13 protein-coding genes are annotated in these 16,171 nt (G+C 63.6%); 1 reads left to right on the top strand and 12 read right to left on the bottom strand.

What is annotated here, in order from left to right:
* Positions 1-52: 52 nt before the first annotated feature.
* Genes mdcH through mdcA form a run of 7 tightly spaced genes read right to left on the bottom strand, consistent with a single transcriptional unit; the run spans position 53 to position 6,076 of the window.
* Positions 53-973, bottom strand: coding sequence for a malonate decarboxylase subunit epsilon (gene mdcH / locus BLP99_RS04825; protein WP_092179846.1), 921 nt, complete (start codon positions 971-973; stop codon positions 53-55).
* The gene (locus tag BLP99_RS04830; protein ID WP_256327608.1) at positions 970-1,593 is read right to left on the bottom strand and encodes a malonate decarboxylase holo-ACP synthase; all 624 of its coding nucleotides are present in this window, start codon (positions 1,591-1,593) and stop codon (positions 970-972) included. Before BLP99_RS04830 ends, mdcH begins: the two co-directional genes overlap by 4 nt.
* Positions 1,587-2,390 (bottom strand): biotin-independent malonate decarboxylase subunit gamma, encoded by an 804-nt coding sequence (gene mdcE, locus BLP99_RS04835; RefSeq protein WP_072390148.1) that lies wholly within the window; start codon positions 2,388-2,390, stop codon positions 1,587-1,589. Before mdcE ends, BLP99_RS04830 begins: the two co-directional genes overlap by 7 nt.
* The gene (locus BLP99_RS04840) at positions 2,387-3,238 is read right to left on the bottom strand and encodes a biotin-independent malonate decarboxylase subunit beta (RefSeq protein ID WP_092179848.1); all 852 of its coding nucleotides are present in this window, start codon (positions 3,236-3,238) and stop codon (positions 2,387-2,389) included. Before BLP99_RS04840 ends, mdcE begins: the two co-directional genes overlap by 4 nt.
* A complete protein-coding gene (locus BLP99_RS04845) occupies positions 3,231-3,530 on the bottom strand; it encodes a malonate decarboxylase subunit delta (RefSeq protein WP_072390154.1) in 300 nt (99 codons plus the stop codon). Before BLP99_RS04845 ends, BLP99_RS04840 begins: the two co-directional genes overlap by 8 nt.
* Positions 3,530-4,405 (bottom strand): triphosphoribosyl-dephospho-CoA synthase, encoded by an 876-nt coding sequence (locus tag BLP99_RS04850; protein WP_092179850.1) that lies wholly within the window; start codon positions 4,403-4,405, stop codon positions 3,530-3,532. The genes BLP99_RS04845 and BLP99_RS04850 overlap by 1 nt, the downstream gene beginning before the upstream one ends.
* A complete protein-coding gene (gene mdcA, locus BLP99_RS04855; RefSeq protein ID WP_072390160.1) occupies positions 4,406-6,076 on the bottom strand; it encodes a malonate decarboxylase subunit alpha in 1,671 nt (556 codons plus the stop codon).
* Between the two features lie 382 nt (positions 6,077-6,458).
* On the opposite strand from mdcA, the gene BLP99_RS04860 reads away from it, so the two are divergent.
* On the top strand, positions 6,459-6,926 hold the full coding sequence (locus BLP99_RS04860) for a hypothetical protein (protein WP_092179852.1): 468 nt from the start codon (positions 6,459-6,461) through the stop codon (positions 6,924-6,926).
* Positions 6,927-7,147: 221 nt separating this feature from the next.
* Here BLP99_RS04860 and BLP99_RS04865 read toward each other — a convergent pair whose 3' ends face one another.
* From BLP99_RS04865 to BLP99_RS04890, 5 genes are all read right to left on the bottom strand, one after another.
* On the bottom strand, positions 7,148-7,573 hold the full coding sequence (locus BLP99_RS04865; protein WP_092179854.1) for a hypothetical protein: 426 nt from the start codon (positions 7,571-7,573) through the stop codon (positions 7,148-7,150).
* Complete coding sequence (locus tag BLP99_RS04870; protein ID WP_092179944.1) at positions 7,536-8,165, bottom strand: nucleotidyltransferase domain-containing protein; 630 nt, start codon at positions 8,163-8,165, stop codon at positions 7,536-7,538. The genes BLP99_RS04865 and BLP99_RS04870 overlap by 38 nt, the downstream gene beginning before the upstream one ends.
* 266 nt (positions 8,166-8,431) lie before the next feature.
* On the bottom strand, positions 8,432-8,797 hold the full coding sequence (locus tag BLP99_RS04875) for a DUF6124 family protein (RefSeq protein WP_092179856.1): 366 nt from the start codon (positions 8,795-8,797) through the stop codon (positions 8,432-8,434).
* Between the two features lie 985 nt (positions 8,798-9,782).
* A complete protein-coding gene (locus BLP99_RS04885) occupies positions 9,783-10,253 on the bottom strand; it encodes a chemotaxis protein CheW (protein ID WP_092179860.1) in 471 nt (156 codons plus the stop codon).
* Positions 10,246-16,149 (bottom strand): Hpt domain-containing protein, encoded by a 5,904-nt coding sequence (locus tag BLP99_RS04890; protein WP_092179862.1) that lies wholly within the window; start codon positions 16,147-16,149, stop codon positions 10,246-10,248. Before BLP99_RS04890 ends, BLP99_RS04885 begins: the two co-directional genes overlap by 8 nt.
* Positions 16,150-16,171 lie beyond the last annotated feature (22 nt).

Below are 16,171 nucleotides of genomic sequence, written 5' to 3' on the forward strand. Positions count from 1 at the left end.
AAGTGCATCGTCGAAGTTGTTGTTTTTGTGCTTCGCCAGCTTGAGTCGGTGTCTAGGGTCGGCGGCGGCCCTCCTCACGCAGTAGCGCCTGCAAGGTATCGAGCCGAGCCCCGTCGAAAGCAATGACAGTGCCCTGCTCGAACACCCGGCGCGCCAGGCCGGTGAGCACCGCGCCGGGTGGCAGTTCGATCTGTAGCCGCACGCCTCGCTCGTAGGCGCTTTGCACCGTGCCGCGCCAATCGACGACGCGGCACATGTTGAACGCCAGGTCGTCGCGCAAGGCCTCGATATTGGCCATCGGCCGGGCGCGACTGCCGCTGAGATAACCCAGGCTGGGCGCTTTCAAGGGTACGTCGGCGAAGGCCTGGGCCAGGGCGCGGGCCGGCGCCTCCAACAGCGGGCAGTGGGACGGCACGCTTACCGCCAGACGACATGCCTTGGCGGCTCCCTGGCTTCGCGCCTCCCGGGCAACGATACTCATGGCCTCGTCGCTGCCGGCGATGACCACCTGGTTGTCGGCATTGATATTGCCCAGGTAAACCGGTGTCCGCTCGCTGTGTACCCTTGCCAGTAATGCCTCCACCGCGGCGAGGTCCAGGCCGATGATGGCGGTCATGCCATAGCCTTGGGGAAACGCCTGTTGCATCAGCTCGCCGCGCAGGCTGACCAGCCGCAACGCATCCTCGAACCCCAGCGCACCGGCCACCACCGCCGCCGGATAGGCACCGATGGAAAGCCCCGCCACGTAGTCCGGCGCAGGCGCCTGCTCCAGCAAGCGCCGGGAAGCCGCCACGCCGGCGATCAACAGGCACAGTTGCACGGCGCGGGTCGATTGCAACGCCTCGGCATTGTCCAGTTGCAACACGTCTTCGCCGAGGGCATCACTCGCCTCATCCAAGACTTGCGGCGACAGCCCGTGGAGCATGCCGGCTCGTTGCGCACCTTGGCCGGGAAACACCAACAGGCTGCTCATGCGACCTGCTCCCGCGTCGACTGCCAGGGATCGCTCACCAGCCGTGCCTGAACGTCATCCTTGAGCAAGACCCGGCGCGACACGCCCGCCCACTCGCGCAAGGCGACGGCACCGCAGGGGGTCTGCAATTGCATGTCCACGGTGCATGCCGAGCCGTCCAGTTGCGCCAGTAGTTCCCTGGCCCGAAGGCGATCCAAGGGGCTTGGTGTGCGCAGGATCAAATCCAGGTCGCTGCCCTCATGCAATGCCTCGACGCCGCTGGCGAGCTCGAACCCGGCGCTACCACCGATGCCCCAGGTCCAACCGCTGGCGTCGAGCAACGGACGCAGTCGGGACAGTGCCTGCAAGGCAGGCAGGTCGCGACGGCTTTCGATGTGACACAGGTCCTCGGGGCGCACCCGGCGTTGGATCGCCGCCACCGGCATAGTCGTGGCATAACGTTGCTCCCGGGATTGCCCGCGCACGCCTACCGCGACGTATCCCGCAGCGCTCGTCGCCCTGCGCACCACCACCGGCTGCCCGAGGCCCAGGATCTCGACAACCCAGGCTGGTGCATCCGCAGGCAACCGCTGCGGGGTCATCCCCCAGAGCAGGTCGTGGGCCATGAGGTGGCTCACCACTGCGCTCTCAACAACTGGCGAACCATACTGGAGGCCGCCCGATGAGGCGCCCCCAGACGGCTGCTCAAGTCTCGAGGCGCACCGGCAAGATCATTGATCGCCTGCTGCAGGCAATCGCTCACCCGCGCCAGATCGGCCGCCGATGGCTGTTCGATACGCTCGACTTCCAGGGTTTCCCACAACAGCCCCAGGCTGGCGTAGCTGTCGATGTCATAGGCCATAGGCGGCACGCTGGCGGCCAGGGCTTCCAGCTCTTCGACGCTGCGCAGCGTCACCCGCGCCGCGGATGCCTTGCCCATGGCATGGACCATCACCCCCGGATCGCGCAGGGCGATCAGCCGGTTGGCCTGATAACCGTGGGCCAGGAAGGCTCCGGACATTGCCTTGCCCACCAGCAGGCCGATCACCGGATGCCCGGCCAACCGGGCACGGGCATAGCTGTCCGCCGCCCCCGCCAGGGCCTGATGAATGCCAAGGGCTTCTTCGCGCCGGCCATAGGCCTGGCTGGGCACGTCGACAATGGCGACCAAGGCACGCTTGCCGGACGCATCGCGGTCCGCGGCGATGGCGTCATCCACTGCCTTGGCCAGCCCCCAGCCCTCCAGCAAACCGACTTCACCGCTGCGAGCACGGGGAAAGCGACTGTCGGGATCGGCCACCACCGCCAGCAGGCGAACGTCATGCCCAGCCAGCCTGACATCGGCCACTTTCAATGAAGCAGGCAGGCCTTGTAGCGGCTCGGCACCGCCACTCAGGGCCTCGAACCAGCGCAAGCCTCTCAATGAATACGAACTCATGGGCGTTCTCCCTGATACAGCTGACGAACCGCCGCCGGCTCGATTTGCACTTCAGTGTCCAGCCGCGCCAGGCGTTGCAGGAACAGCTCGGCCTGGCCGCTGCGGTATTCGGCGGGCACTCCCAGGTGCAGCAGCTGACCGACCTGCTGGCGAATCTGCGCCACATCATCGGCCACGTAACGGTCTACCAGGCCCGTGGCGAAACGCTGTTCGCCGCCGGTCAGGCTCCAGATGAACGGCCGGTCGCGAGAGTCGTATTCATCGATCCCCGCTTCCTGCTCGATCACTTGCGGGCCATTGAGGCCCAGCCGCGCTTCCTGGGTCACCAGCAGGTAGCTGCACAACCCGGCGGCGATGGACATGCCGCCAAAACAACCGACGCTGCCGGCCACCACACCCACCACCGGCTGGTACTGGCGCAGGTCGACAATCGCCGAATGGATCTCGGCAATGGCAGCCAGCCCGAGGTTGGCCTCCTGCAAACGCACGCCACCGGTTTCCAGCAGCAGCACCGCGCGAGTCGGGATGCCCTTGCGGTTGTCTTCGGCCGCCAGCTCCAGCGCACCGGCGATTTTCGCCCCGCCGACCTCGCCGAGGCTGCCGCCCTGGAACGCGCCTTCGATGGCGGCGATCACCACCGGCAGGCCATCGAGGCAACCCTTGGCGATCACCACGCCATCGTCGCTTTGCGGCACCACATCCTGGCGCAGCAGCCACGGCGACATGATTCGCTGGAACGGGTCGAGCAGTTCACGGAACGTACCGTCATCGAGCAGGGCCTTGGCCCGTTGCCGGGCACCAAGTTCGACGAAACTGTGTTTATTCAGCAACGCTGCGCTGTCACTCATGGCCGATCTCCTCGAAGCCCTGTTCCAGGCGCAGGCGTACCACACCAGGCGTCGCGCCGAAGTCATGGATGTCGATTGTCATCGCTGGCGGCATCTGGCCGTCGAACATGCGAGCGAACAGGTGCTGCCAGCGTTGCCCGCTACCGTTGACCGAGGTCTGCACCTGGATGGTCAGCTTGCCCGCCATCCCGGGCTCGATCAGCACCTCCAGGTCGCCGGAACCGACACAGCCCACCAGCGCGCGGCCCCGTGGCGGCTGCCCGGCGGGGAATTCAAAGGATAAGGTTTCCATCAGCACACTCCCCGGTAGAAGCCATCGCCGCGCTCGATGCGGTCAAGGAACAGGCAGGCGGCCAGCAGGTCCGCTGCGCCCCCCGGCGAGGCATTCAACGCAATCAATTGTTGATCCAGCCGATGCAACTGGCGACGGCCACCCAGGCTCGCGCTGCCCCCGGCATCGAGCACCGCCCGGGCACCCTGCTGCATGGCCCGCAGGCCCGACTCGCCAGCGCGATAGAGCACGCAGGTGTCGGCCAGGGTGGTCATGATCGCCAGCAAGGCATCGAGCCGGGCGTTCTGCTCGCCGGTTCCTGCTGCGCGACTGCGCTTGAGTTGCGGCAGGCCCAGGCCAGTGACGGCTGGGAAAGCCAGTTGCGCCTCCTCCCGAGCCCCGCGCACGCCGTAGCGCTGGGCTACTTGAGCACCATGGCTCAACGGCCTGGGCGCGTAGCGATCGTCGAGCAAGGCCAGGCGGGCGGCCCTGAGCGTGACTGCGCCCGGCCCATTGGAACCGGGCTCCAGCGCCGTCGCAGCGACCAACAGGCCCAAGGCCCAGATCGCGCCACGATGGGTGTTCACGCCGCCCGTGGTGGCGAGCATCGCCGTTTCACCGTCCCGCCCGATCTGCCCGAGGGCTTCGCGCAGGGTCAGGCCGACCTCGCCGCAATCGATGGCGGCTTCGGCCATTTCCTTGAAGAACGGCCACAGCGACAGCGCCGAAGCATGCATCAACCCCAGGTGCAGGTCGGTATGGGCGCCATTGCCGCGCCGATCCACCAGGGCCGGCTTGGGTGACAGGTCGGCCTCGTCGATCAGCGCGTCCACCGCCAGATCGGCAAGACGCTCAGGTAGCGAAAGTGTCTTGGGTTGCCAGTCGAGTGCGTGCATTTACCAGCTCCTGAACTTGGCGGGCGGGTTGTAGAGGCCACCGGACCATTGCACCAGGTCGGCCACGCTCTTGGCTGCGAGCAACTCGCGGGTGGCGTCGGTGCGACGGATGCCGAGGTCTTCGGGCAAGGCGACCAACCCTTCGCGACGCAGGCGCGCGGTGTCTTTCGGGTCGTGGCGCAGGCCGATGGCGGTGACCCCGGCCACGGCTGCGATCATCGCCTGACGCTCTTGCAGGGAGCGAGCCTTGTACAGGTAGGCGATGCCTTCTTCGGTGAGCAGATGGGTCACGTCATCGCCATAGATCATGATCGGCGCCAGAGGCATGCCGGCTTTCTTCGCCACGTCCACCGCGTCCAGGGTCTCGACGAAGGTCGGCTTGCCGCCCTCCTGGAACGTCTCGACCATCTGCACCACCAGTTTCTTGCCGCGTTCGAGCAACGGTGCCTCGCCATCGCCGTGGCGCATATCGAGCCAGGCCGGCGTGCCGTGGCGGCGACCACGCGGATCATGGCCCATGTTCGGCGCACCACCGAACCCGGCCAACCGGCCGCGGGTCACCGTTGAGGAATGGCCGTCGCCGTCCACTTGCAGCGTCGCGCCGATGAACAGGTCCACCGCGTATTGCCCGGCCAGTTGGCAGACCATGCGGTTGGAACGCAGCGAGCCGTCGTGGCCGGTGAAGAACACATCCGGTCGCGCAGCGATATAGTTTTCCATGCCCAGCTCGGTGCCGAAGCAATGCACGCTTTCGACCCAACCGCTTTCGATGGCCGGAATCAGGGTGGGGTGAGGATTGAGGGTCCAGTTACGGCAGATCTTGCCCTTCAGGCCGAGGGACTCGCCGTAGGTCGGCAGGATCAGTTCGATGGCGGCGGTGTTGAAACCGATGCCGTGGTTGAGGGACTGGACGTTGTGTTTTTCATAGATGCCACGGATCGCCATCATCGCCATCAACACATGAACAGGCTTGATGTGCCGTGGGTCGCGGGTGAACAGCGGCTCGATGTAGAACGGCTTGTCGGCCACCACCACAAAATCGACCCAGGACGCCGGGATATCGACTCGCGGCAGGTCGCTGACGTCGTCCACCAACTGGTTGACCTGGACAATGACAATGCCGTCGCTGAAGGCCGCCGGCTCGATCAATGCCGGGGTGTCTTCGGTGCTGGGGCCGGTGTAGATATTGCCGGCGCGGTCAGCCATGAAACCGGCCGAGAGCACCACGTTGGGGATCAGGTCCACCACCAGTCGCGCATACAGCTCGATGTAGGTGTGGATGGCGCCGATTTCCAGCAGGCCGTCTTCCAGCAACTGGCTGATGCGCAGGCTCTGGGTGCCGGCGAAGGAGAAATCCAGCTTTCGGGCGATACCTCGTTCGAACAGATCGAGGTGCTCGGAACGGCCGACGCTGGGCATGATCATGTGCAGGTCGTGCAGCTTCGCCGGATCGACTCTGGCCAGAGAGCGCGACAGAAAGTCCGCCTGCTTCTGGTTATTGCCCTCCAGTACCACGCGATCGCCCGGCAGGATCAACGCCTCCAGCGCCGCGACGATTTTGTCGGTGGGCAACACCACACCGTCGGCAAGCCCCTTCACCAGCTCGAGACGCCGCTGCTTTTCGCCGCGCCGCCGCGTCCAGCGCGAGTCGGGGGATATTGTTGTTGTCATGACCACTCCACGGGTTCGCTGTCGTGGGGGTCACATTAGGAGCGTCGTGGCAGATGCATCAATCAAGCTCAGCGGTGGATCGTTACGGTTGGAGTAACGATGGGGAAAACGGGTCCAGTCCCCTGTGGGAGCGAGCTTGCTCGCGATGGCGGTGGATCAGTCAACAGTGAGCTAGCGGACACGAAATGTCGCACTGCTCCATTGGGTGCGATGCGACCTTGAAACAGCCCCATCCAATGCAAAACCGTCGGTCGAATAACCGATCAGACCTGTCAGTCCTGACAGTAGCTGATTTGCCGTTTGCAGGGCTGAATAGGCTGTGCAGCCTTTCAGGAACAAGGCCGATGCACCTGTAACCTCACCCGATATTTTGGAGGCGTTTATGGAATACGAAGATCTCACCACATTCGATAGGGAAGACAGGAACAAGTGGGTTGATGGAGATGGGGCAGTCGACGCAAGAATTGTGACTGAAGGCAAGAACAGTTTCTGGTCTGGAAAAATCGAGGGGCGTGAACTTTTTACGTTCAAACCAAGTCTGCGCAAGATCTTTAATATCGATCCTAGGTTGATGGGGAATATGTTTCTAGTGACTTACCGTTATCGCTTCAAACAGGAGGTGCCTCACTATATTCAGATTGCGATGACCAACGATAAGCATCAGATTTGGGCTGGCACGTTGGTACATCCTGGCACACCTGGCGAAGAGTGGCAGGATTCAGAAACGTTTGCTTTTCCCTTCACACCTAACAATCGAGAGATGCTGCTAGGCCTGCGTGTCGGTAAGGAGCATGCCGGAACGCTCTACGAATTTGAAATCGATAACATCAGGGTCAAGATGGTGGCCTAATCTGCGGAAGCGCAATAGCAGGCTCGCAATACATCACCCGACCGGCTTTGGCTCCTGCCGCCCCGCTCAGCCGGGCGATGTGTCAAGCTGTCCACCCCCTGTTGAAGCGAGCTCGCGATGGCGGTGTGCAGGCAATATCACTGCTGACGGTTCTGCCGCTATCGCGAGCAAGCTCGCTCCCACAGGGGAATGGATTGGAAGTTTGCGGCGACCACCATGAGTCAACTCATACTCATCAATTGCCGGACCCGTTCGAGCAGTTCTACCGCACTCTCAATCAGTTGGGTAAGAAGCGCATCATCTTCATCCATATAGCCTTCGTACTCGGCAAGGTTGCGTCGCTCGTGGCACAGGGCCAATAGCCGGACCTGTACTTTGGTGACATCCGCCGTATGAACCAGACACTGAAAGACCAGATAACGTTTGTCCGAACGATAGCCGCTCAAACGTAGCGCCGTGAGGGCGGCGGCATGGGCGGCGTTGTACGCCAGGTCGAATCGACTGGCAAACGAAAGAGACACTGTTTGCGCATCTGTCAGGCGGTCCATTGCAGAGCGCATCAAGCCCTCGCATTCCTGGCGATCCGGCGGTTCTGCTTTGAGGCTGCCGCTACGTAACAGATTTTCCAGGCTTTCCTGCTTGCCCATCCTTGGACTCCAAAGGGTCTTCACCCAGCAAGTTGATCTTGTCCTGCCGCGCTACCCGCACCACGAAGCTGTTACCCGCCGCAAATTTTGCAGCCCAGTCCTGGGGCGAGTAGAGCGTAGGGTTAAGAGGACGGCCCAGTTGCTCCTCCAGGGGCATAAGCCGCTCCATCACTTCACTGTAGTGCAGGCCTTCGCCGATCAGCATGAGATCTATGTCACTGGATGCGTTCGCCTGACCTTTGGCGATGGAGCCGTAGACGAACGCCCAACTCAACTGCCTGGAAAACGGCTCCAAGGCTTGGCGCAACGGCTCGGCTATCCCCATGGTTTTTTGAACGATGCCCAACAGTTCCGCGTAGATCGGGCAATGCACATTGGCTTGGTAATGGGTTTGATTGCCCTGACGAGTCATCAGCAAAATCCCTGAGTTTTGCAAACGCTCCAGCTCCCGCATGAGACTGCCCTTGCCGACTTGAGCCCAACGAGCAATTTCATTGGCATAGAAACTTTGATCCGGTTTACCGAACAACAGGCCCAGGACCCGTTGCTGAGTGGCCGTGAACAACGCATCGCTTAGAGAGAGGTGATTCATGGCAAAGGCTATAAGTCCCAAAAAGGGAACGATAGGTCCCTTTTTGGGACTTATCAAGTTGGGATTGGCATTAAACGTAGCGCCCGGCCTTTTTGGGAGAGACAGGGGTATGTGGTTGGTTCGAGTTCTGTCGCGAGGGGGTTTGTCCCCGCTGGGCTGCGCAGCAGCCGTAACCTGAGCAGTCTGACATTCCGAGAACTCAGGCTTGGGGGCCGCTGCGCGGCCCAACGGGGATAAATCCCCTCGCCACAAGAACGCGTTCAACTTTAGCGCGGGTCGACATTATCCAGCGCCCGGTTGGCCAGCAACTGACTGAGTTCGATCATCTGCTGGATGCCCAGGGCAAAATGCCGGGGCGAACCCTCAAGGTCGAAAGCCAGCTCGTTGAGCATGACATTGGCGGAGGCGAGGGTTTCGCTGAGGTTGGCCAGGAGGCATTCGCTGTCGAGGTCATCCACGACAGTGAACAGTTGACCAGGAGGTTGTTTCTTTTTGGTTTGAGGTTTGGGGTCGAGATAGAAGCTCAGGGCACGTTCGGCGGCTTCATCAAGCTTTTGCGGATCAAGGCCGGCATGGGCTGATGAGGGGTCGGTTTCGGGGGGATTGGGGTGACCTTGAACATAGGGTGACACTCCGTTTACTGGTTGGAGCTGCCACGTTCGTTTCCAAGCGAATGGGTGGCAGCCGTACGCAGGTTGGAAAACCGGGGTAAACGAGCCCGGCAGACCCGAAGGTCTCCCGCGCACAGCCGCCATAACGAAAGCAAGGTCAAAAAACGACCGTCAGCATACGTTATGAAGGGCGCTTTTGCGCCGTCTACTTCGGGTTTCCAAGCCCGATCGCTGAATTTGCAGCGACAGGAAAAGGTTAGCGACAGCCCTTCCCACCCGGCAACCGCCAGAGCTCGTCGGAAAAATCTGCTTGAGTCAGAAAGTTTGTCCGACCATTCCCACAACCTTGGTCGGCTGTCAGGCCGCCATCGCGAGCAAGCTCGCTCCCACACAGTTTTTTGGTCGTTTATAAGATCAGTGTCCACCGCCAATCTTGTGGGAGCGAGCTTGCTCGCGATGGCGGTGGCTCTGCTTGCATCAATGCAGAATGTGCCGCCGCCTTCGCGGGCAAGCCTGCTCCCACATTGGAATTGAGTACACCCGTGCGAAACAGGTCGGCTATAAGGCCGCCTCGCGAGCAAGCTTTGCTCCCACAGATCCAGCCCAAACAGGTCTGATTGGTAAACACCGCCCGCAAGAGCCAGGCCGGCTATAAGGCCGCCTCGCGCCGGACGTTGATCTCGGCGCCCCGTTAACCACGATGGCCGAACGCAGGTATTGCGTAGTGGGCATCCCGGCATGGATGCCGGGATAGCCGCGCCGGGCCATGGATGGCCCTTCGCGGCGGGCCCACGGAGCAATGCCGGAGTGAGGGCATGCCGAACCCTAGCGAGGCACCGAGTGGTGGGGCATAAAGCGTTTTGCTTACTTTTGCGCTTCTCAAAAGTGAGACGCCGTAAGGGCGGAACCCTAAGTGGCCGTTACCGCAGAAATGGATATGCACCCGGTCAACGGCTATCAGGCCACCCCACGGGCAAGCTCACCCTACATTGGAACTTCGTATGTCTCAGAATTTGTGCTGCCGAACCAATCCCGCAGCCACCACCAACTCCTCCAACGCCAACAAATCCGGCACCTTCGCCACATGTTCGCCCACTTGCACCGCCGCCTGCTCCAAACCGCACAGCGGCACGTCGACATAGCTCAGCTGGCTGTCGAGCTTGTAGGAGCGCGGGATGCCCTGCACCAACAGCGCAATGAACCTCAACTCCGGCCGTCCGCCCAGGGCGTTGAGGACGACGATGCGCGCGCGCTCGCCGACCACGGTTTTCTGGCCGCAGGCCGATTCGAAGCTCAGTAGCGGGATCTGCCGTTCGCGCCAGCTCACCCAGCCCAGGAACCACGGCGGGGTATCCATATCGAAGGCGCTGCTCTGGTAGTCGATCAGCTCGGCCACGGCCACGTTGGGCAGGATCAGGTGACGGTCGGCCAGGGGCAGCAGCAACCCGGTGAGGTAGCGGGTCAGGTGCTCATGCATGGGTTTTGCTCCAATGCGCGATGCTGTCCAGCAGGACCGACTCCTGGTACGGCTTGCCCAGGTAATCGTTGACGCCGAGGGCCATGGCGCGATCGCGGTGTTTCTGGCCGGTGCGGGAAGTGATCATGATGATGGGCAGGTGTGCCAGGCGAGGGTCGTTGCGCACCTGGGCAGCGACTTCAAAGCCGTCCATGCGTGGCATCTCGATGTCCAGCAGCATCAGGTCCGGCGAATGCTCGGCCAACAGCGCCATGGCATCCACCCCGTCCTTGGCGGTCAGGACGTGCATGCCATGGCGCTCCAGCAGGCGGCTGGTGACCTTGCGGACCGTCACCGAGTCGTCCACCACCAGCACCAGTAACGGCCGCTGATGCTCGCCCTCGGCTTCAGGTACCGGGCGACGCGCCACCTGATGGGACAAGGCGCGGATCGGCGCCAGCAGGTCCAGGATCAGCACAACGCGGCCGTCCCCCAGGATCGTCGCCCCGGACAATCCCTGCACCGCCGAGAACTGCGGGCCGAGGCTCTTGACCACGATTTCCCGGGTGCCGAGGGTGGCGTCCACCTGCACCGCCACATGCCGCTCGTTGCATTGCATCAACAGCAGGGGCAAGGGTTGGCTCTGCCCCAGTAATTTCGGCCTGGGACCGGTCTTCAGCAGTTCGCCCAGGTAACACAGTTCATGTCGCTGGCCGGCGTAGGTGTACACCGGCGGGTCGAGTTGATAATAGGCATCCAGCTCGGCCGGCAGCACCCGAACGATGCTTTCGATGGTGTTCAACGGGATCGCGTACTGGTCTTCGTGACACTGCACCATCAGCGCCCGGTTGACCGCCACGGTAAAGGGCAGGCGGATGCGGAAATGCACGCCCTGCCCCGGCGTGGAGTCGATGACCATGCTGCCACCCAGTTGCCGGACTTCTTCGTGGACCACGTCCATGCCGACGCCGCGCCCGGAGATCTGGGTGATTTTTTCCGCCGTGGAGAACCCCGGCTGGAGAATGAACTGTAAGACATCCCGGTCGCTGATGTCGCTGTCCGGCGCCAGCAGTCCACGCTTGATCGCCTTGCGCCGCACCGCTTCCAGGGGCACGCCGGCACCGTCGTCGCGGATGTCGAATATGATGTCGCCACCCTCGCGGGACAGGTCGAGGCTGATGCGTCCCCGCGCCGGCTTGCCTGCGGCGATGCGCACATCGGCGGGTTCCAGGCCGTGGTCGACGGCGTTGCGCAGCATATGCTCCAGCGGCGCAGCCATGCGTTCCAGCACATTGCGATCCATCTCGCCTTCGGCGTTATCGACCACGAACTCCACGTCCTTGCCCAGCTCCTGGGCCACTTGCCGGACGATGCGCTTGAGGCGCGGCAGCATGCGCTCGAACGGCACCATGCGCGTGCGCATCAGACCTTCCTGGAGCCGGGTGTTGATCCGTCCCTGCTGCTGCAGCAGGTTCTCGGCGTCGTGATTGCTGCGGTCGAGGGTTTCCTTGAGGTCGAGCAAGTCCGAGGTGGATTCGAACAGCGCCCGGGACAGCTGCTGCAGCTGGGAGTGACGGTCCATTTCCAACGGATCGAACTCCTCATAGCCCAGCCGCTCGGCTTCCACCTGCTGGCGGCTGAGAATTCGCCCCTGGGTTTCGGTGTCGAGTCGCCGCAGTTGGTCGCGCATGCGCTCCAGGGTGGTTTCCATCTCGCCCAGGGCCACGCGGGCGTCATTGACTTGCTGTTCGATACGGCCACGGAAGATCGACGCCTCCCCCGCCAGGTTCACCAGGTCATCCAGCAGCTCGGCGGAGACCTTGACCATGTCCGCACCTTCGCCCGATGCAGCCGGCTCAGGCTTGGCTGGCACCGGGACCGGGGCAGGAACCGGCGCGACGGTGGCTTCGGGCGCGGGGCTTTCCTGGGGCTGGTTGACCGCCTGGATCTGTGCGATCAGCCGGTCCGCCGGCGGGCAGGGCTGGCCGGCACGCACCGCGTCGAGCATGTGCGCCAGCCGGTCATGGCTGCTTTGCAGCAGTGTGAACAGCGTCGGGGTCGGTTGCAGCAGGCCCGCCGAGAGGCCTTCATAGAGATTTTCCAGCTCGTGCGCCAGATCGCCGATAGGACCGATTTCCACCATCCGCGCCCCACCCTTGAGGGTATGCAGGTCGCGCAGCAGGGTTTCCACGGCCTGGCGGTTCGACGGCTCGGCCTGCCAGCGCAGCAACGCCGCGCCGGAGCTGTCGAGGATATCGAAGCCCTCCTCGAGGAAGATCTCCAGCAATTCGGGATCATGAGGGGCGCCGTCGCCCTGGATCGCTGCGCCCGACTCGATGGCGTTCGGCTTGTCCTGGCGGAACCTGCGGATGGCATCGATCAACGAAACGGGGTCGCCCAGCGCCTGGCCCTGCTGCAATTGCCCGAGCAGCAACTCGAGGCGCTCATGGCTGCTGTTGAGCAGTTGCGCCAGCTCTTCACTGTAGCTGTAGCGGCGGTCCACCAACCCTTCGTAAAGGTTTTCCAGCTCCTGGGCCAGGTCGCTCACCGGCCGGACATCGGCCATCCGGGCGCCGCCCTTGAGGGTGTGCAGGTCCCGTTGCAGCGAGGACAGTGGCGCGCCGTTGTCCGGGTCGGACAGCCAGCGTTGCAGGGCCTGGGCGGCACTTTCCAGGATGTCCTGGGCCTCTTCGAGGAAGATCGAGGTGATGTCGTCGTCCATGGCCGCGTCATCGCGCTCCAGGGCGGCCGTCGCATCGCCCAGTTCGCGGATGCTCAGGGTCCGGCTGCCATCGCTGCGGATCAGGCCCGTGGCCGACGGGTCGAGGCCGGCTTCGAGCAAGCGACGCAGGGCCTGCACCCGCTCGGGTTGCGGGTGGACGTGCTGCCCGGCGGCCAACTCGTCGAGCATGTCGATCAATGCCTCATGAGCCCGTTGAGCTTCCTGGAAAAACTCATCGCTGACCGCCAGGCTGCTTTCCTCCACTGCCCCGTAGAGGTCGAGCAAGGCTTCGCACAGCTCATCCATCGAATGCAGCTCAGCCAGGTGCGCACCTTCACCGAGGGTGGTCAACTCATCCAGCAGCGCGCTCAGTTCCTGGCCTTGGCCGGGGTGTTCCTGCCAACGCTGCAACAGGCTCTCGGCATCCAGCAGGATGTCCATGCCCTGGGCGAGGAAATCGTTGATCAGTTGCGGATCCCGCTTGGGCCGCAGGCCTTTGTCCGGTGCGTCGAGGGCCGCTTGCAGGCGCTCGGCCAACAGGGCCTGGGTGCGCTGGATCAGGTCCTCGGCGCCGGGTATCGGCTCCAGCGGGTCGCTCTGCAACTGGCGCAGCCCCACGCGCAGCAGCCCCTCGGCCTCCAGCAGGCATTCCACCTCATCCAGGTCGAGGGCAATCAGGTGCGCCCGATATTCCCGGGCGAGCTGGTCCATCGCCCCGGCCAGTTCGGCGATGGGCAACACGCCAGCCATGAACGCACTGCCCTTGAGGGTGTGCAGGGCCCGCTGCAATTCGTCGCCGGCCTGCAACGGCAAATGCTCGGCGGCCTGGTCGAGGAAACGCTGCAGGCTGGCGAGATGGCCTTGGGCTTCGTTGTCGAAGATTTTCAGCAGCAAAGGGTCGAGGGCGGTCACGTCCCGCTCGTCTTCATCCTCTTCGTCGCTGCCCCTGGCAAGGGCATGGGCGCGGGCAGCCAGACGGTCAACATCGTCGCGCTGGCGCTGGCGATGGGCGGCGAATTCGGCCACCAGGGCGGGAAGCAGTCGCACCGTGTCGTCGATCAACTGCTGCACCGATGCTCCCGGTTCGACGCTGCGCTCCAGAACGCGATTGAGCAGGTTTTCCACCGCCCAGGCCAACTCCCCCAGCACCAGCGCCCGCACCATGCGACCACTGCCCTTGAGGGTATGGAAGGCCCGGCGCAGTTCGCCCAGGGCGCCATGATCGTCGGGACGGGCCGTCCAGCGGGGCAGATATTCGCGCAGCACATCCAGCACTTCCTCGGCTTCTTCAAGGAAGACTTCGCGCAATTCGTCGTCCACCGGATGTTCGTCCATCGGCGGTGGCAGCAGGCTGCCCGGCGTACTGCGTGCCGGGGGATTGACCGCCGAGACCGGGCTGGCCAGCACTTCGGCCAGGGACTGCACGGTCTGCGGGTCATCCAGCTCCTGCAAGTCCTGCATGAGCTGCGCCTCGTTGGGGCTCAGCACATCGTCAAGCAATGGCACCCGCGCTTCGTCGGGGAAATAACCGAGGGCCGCCAGGCTTCGCTCCACCTCATCGAGCAGCGACTCACCGGGGTTCTGCGGGTCCTCGCTCAAGCGCTCCAGATAATATTCGAGGCCACTGATCACATCCGCCAGATGGTCGAGTTCCTCCCAGCCCGGCTGGGCCCGTTCCAGCAGCAGATGGTCGCGGATAAAGCCATTGCAGGCCTCCACCAGGCCGGCGGCGCGCCCCAGGGGGATCATGGCCAGCGCGCCGCGCACCTGGGTCAGCAAGGCGGGCAAGGCCTGCAGTTGCTCGCTGTTCCAGTCGGCCTCGATGTAGTCGACGATCATGTCCTTGGCCTGTTGCAGGCAGGTGTGGGCTTCCTTGATGACGATCTGGTGGATCTGGGTCAGGTCGGTGGTGGGCAGGTGGTTGTCTTCCGGACTCTCGGGCTCGACGGTGCCGACCATGCCGGCCAGGGTGGCTTCGACATAGAGCAAGGCACCGGCCACATCCATCAGGGTCGCGTCGTCCGGCTCGCGCTGCCCCTGGGCGAGGCTCAGCACCACCGCCAGTTGATCGATGATGACCTTGCGCGGCTGACCGAAACCCAGCACCGCCAGGGTGTCGGCGATCTGTCGCAGGGGGGCCAGCAGGCTGTCCAGCTCCGAGGCGTGCTGGCGATCGCTGCGTACGAACAGGTCGAGCCGCTCCTTGACCCGCACCAGCTCTTCGCAAAGCGCGGTGAGCACCGAGCGCATGGCATCGCGGTCGGGCCCGGCCAGGCGCGCGCGTTCTTCGTCGACCATGGCGCTGTCAGGTAGCGCGTCGTCCAGTGAGTAGCGTTCTTTCATGATCTGCATCTGCCCGCTGGGATGTTCGGCCTTGGCAATATAGAACAACAAGCTCTTGAGCAAATGAGGCGGTGCCGGTTGATTGATCCCCGGCATGCCCTGTTCCAGCAGACGCTTGAGCTCCTTGTCGGCTTCCTTGAACAGGCTGCGCAGGGCCGGGCTGTTGGCGATGCGTCCATCGCGCATGCCTTCGACCAGCGCCGACGCCACCTGCCACAGCGCATTGAGCGGCGCCCCGGCGCACAGCCCTTCGAGGCGGTGGAAGACTTTGGTCAGGTAACCCAGGTGCGTGGCGTCGTCCTGTTCGCGCAACAGCCCCACCAGGGCCATTTGCAGGGTCTGGCGCAACTTGCGCAGGGTGTTGGGCAACTCCGGCGGTTCGAGCCGCTTCAGGGCCGCTTCGCTGAGCGGGGCGATCTCTGGCAGTTCCGGGCTGAACAGGCTGGTTTCCGACAGCAGGCCCTCGCCCCGGGCGCTGCGCAGATCGTTGATCAGCGGCAGCACCACCAGCGGCAAGTCCCGGCGCGCGCCCTGGACACGGTCCAGGTACATCGGCAGTTGTCCCAGGGCCTGGCTCAGCAGGCTGATGGCCTCGTCACGATGGGCGATGAGGTTGTCCCGCAAGGCGGCGCACAGCTGCTCCATTTCTTCGGCCAGCAACGCCGCGCCGTAGAACTCGACCATCTGCAGGCCGCCGTGGACCTGATGAATACAAGCCAGGCATTGGCCGAGGGCATCCGACGCCTGCGGATCCTCCACCAGGCGGTTGAGGGCCAGGTGGGCCTGCTTCAGCGTTTCGGCAATCTCGCCCTTGACCCACTCCAGGGCCACATAGTCGTGCCGATCACCCATAACCACTCCAAATCAACCCGTG

Source organism: Pseudomonas sp. NFACC32-1 (assembly GCF_900101215.1).
GTDB lineage: Bacteria > Pseudomonadota > Gammaproteobacteria > Pseudomonadales > Pseudomonadaceae > Aquipseudomonas.

What these genes read in the sequence shown, in the direction of transcription:
- mdcH (WP_092179846.1), bottom strand. Translation starts at nt 973, where the DNA reads ATGAGCAGCCTGTTGGTGTTTCCCGGCCAAGGTGCGCAACGAGCCGGC.
- mdcE (WP_072390148.1), bottom strand. Translation starts at nt 2,390, where the DNA reads ATGAGTTCGTATTCATTGAGAGGCTTGCGCTGGTTCGAGGCCCTGAGT.
- BLP99_RS04840 (WP_092179848.1), bottom strand. Translation starts at nt 3,238, where the DNA reads ATGAGTGACAGCGCAGCGTTGCTGAATAAACACAGTTTCGTCGAACTT.
- BLP99_RS04845 (WP_072390154.1), bottom strand. Translation starts at nt 3,530, where the DNA reads ATGGAAACCTTATCCTTTGAATTCCCCGCCGGGCAGCCGCCACGGGGC.
- BLP99_RS04850 (WP_092179850.1), bottom strand. Translation starts at nt 4,405, where the DNA reads ATGCACGCACTCGACTGGCAACCCAAGACACTTTCGCTACCTGAGCGT.
- mdcA (WP_072390160.1), bottom strand. Translation starts at nt 6,076, where the DNA reads ATGACAACAACAATATCCCCCGACTCGCGCTGGACGCGGCGGCGCGGC.
- BLP99_RS04860 (WP_092179852.1), top strand. Translation starts at nt 6,459, where the DNA reads ATGGAATACGAAGATCTCACCACATTCGATAGGGAAGACAGGAACAAG.
- BLP99_RS04865 (WP_092179854.1), bottom strand. Translation starts at nt 7,573, where the DNA reads ATGGGCAAGCAGGAAAGCCTGGAAAATCTGTTACGTAGCGGCAGCCTC.
- BLP99_RS04870 (WP_092179944.1), bottom strand. Translation starts at nt 8,165, where the DNA reads ATGAATCACCTCTCTCTAAGCGATGCGTTGTTCACGGCCACTCAGCAA.
- BLP99_RS04885 (WP_092179860.1), bottom strand. Translation starts at nt 10,253, where the DNA reads ATGCATGAGCACCTGACCCGCTACCTCACCGGGTTGCTGCTGCCCCTG.
- BLP99_RS04890 (WP_092179862.1), bottom strand. Translation starts at nt 16,149, where the DNA reads ATGGGTGATCGGCACGACTATGTGGCCCTGGAGTGGGTCAAGGGCGAG.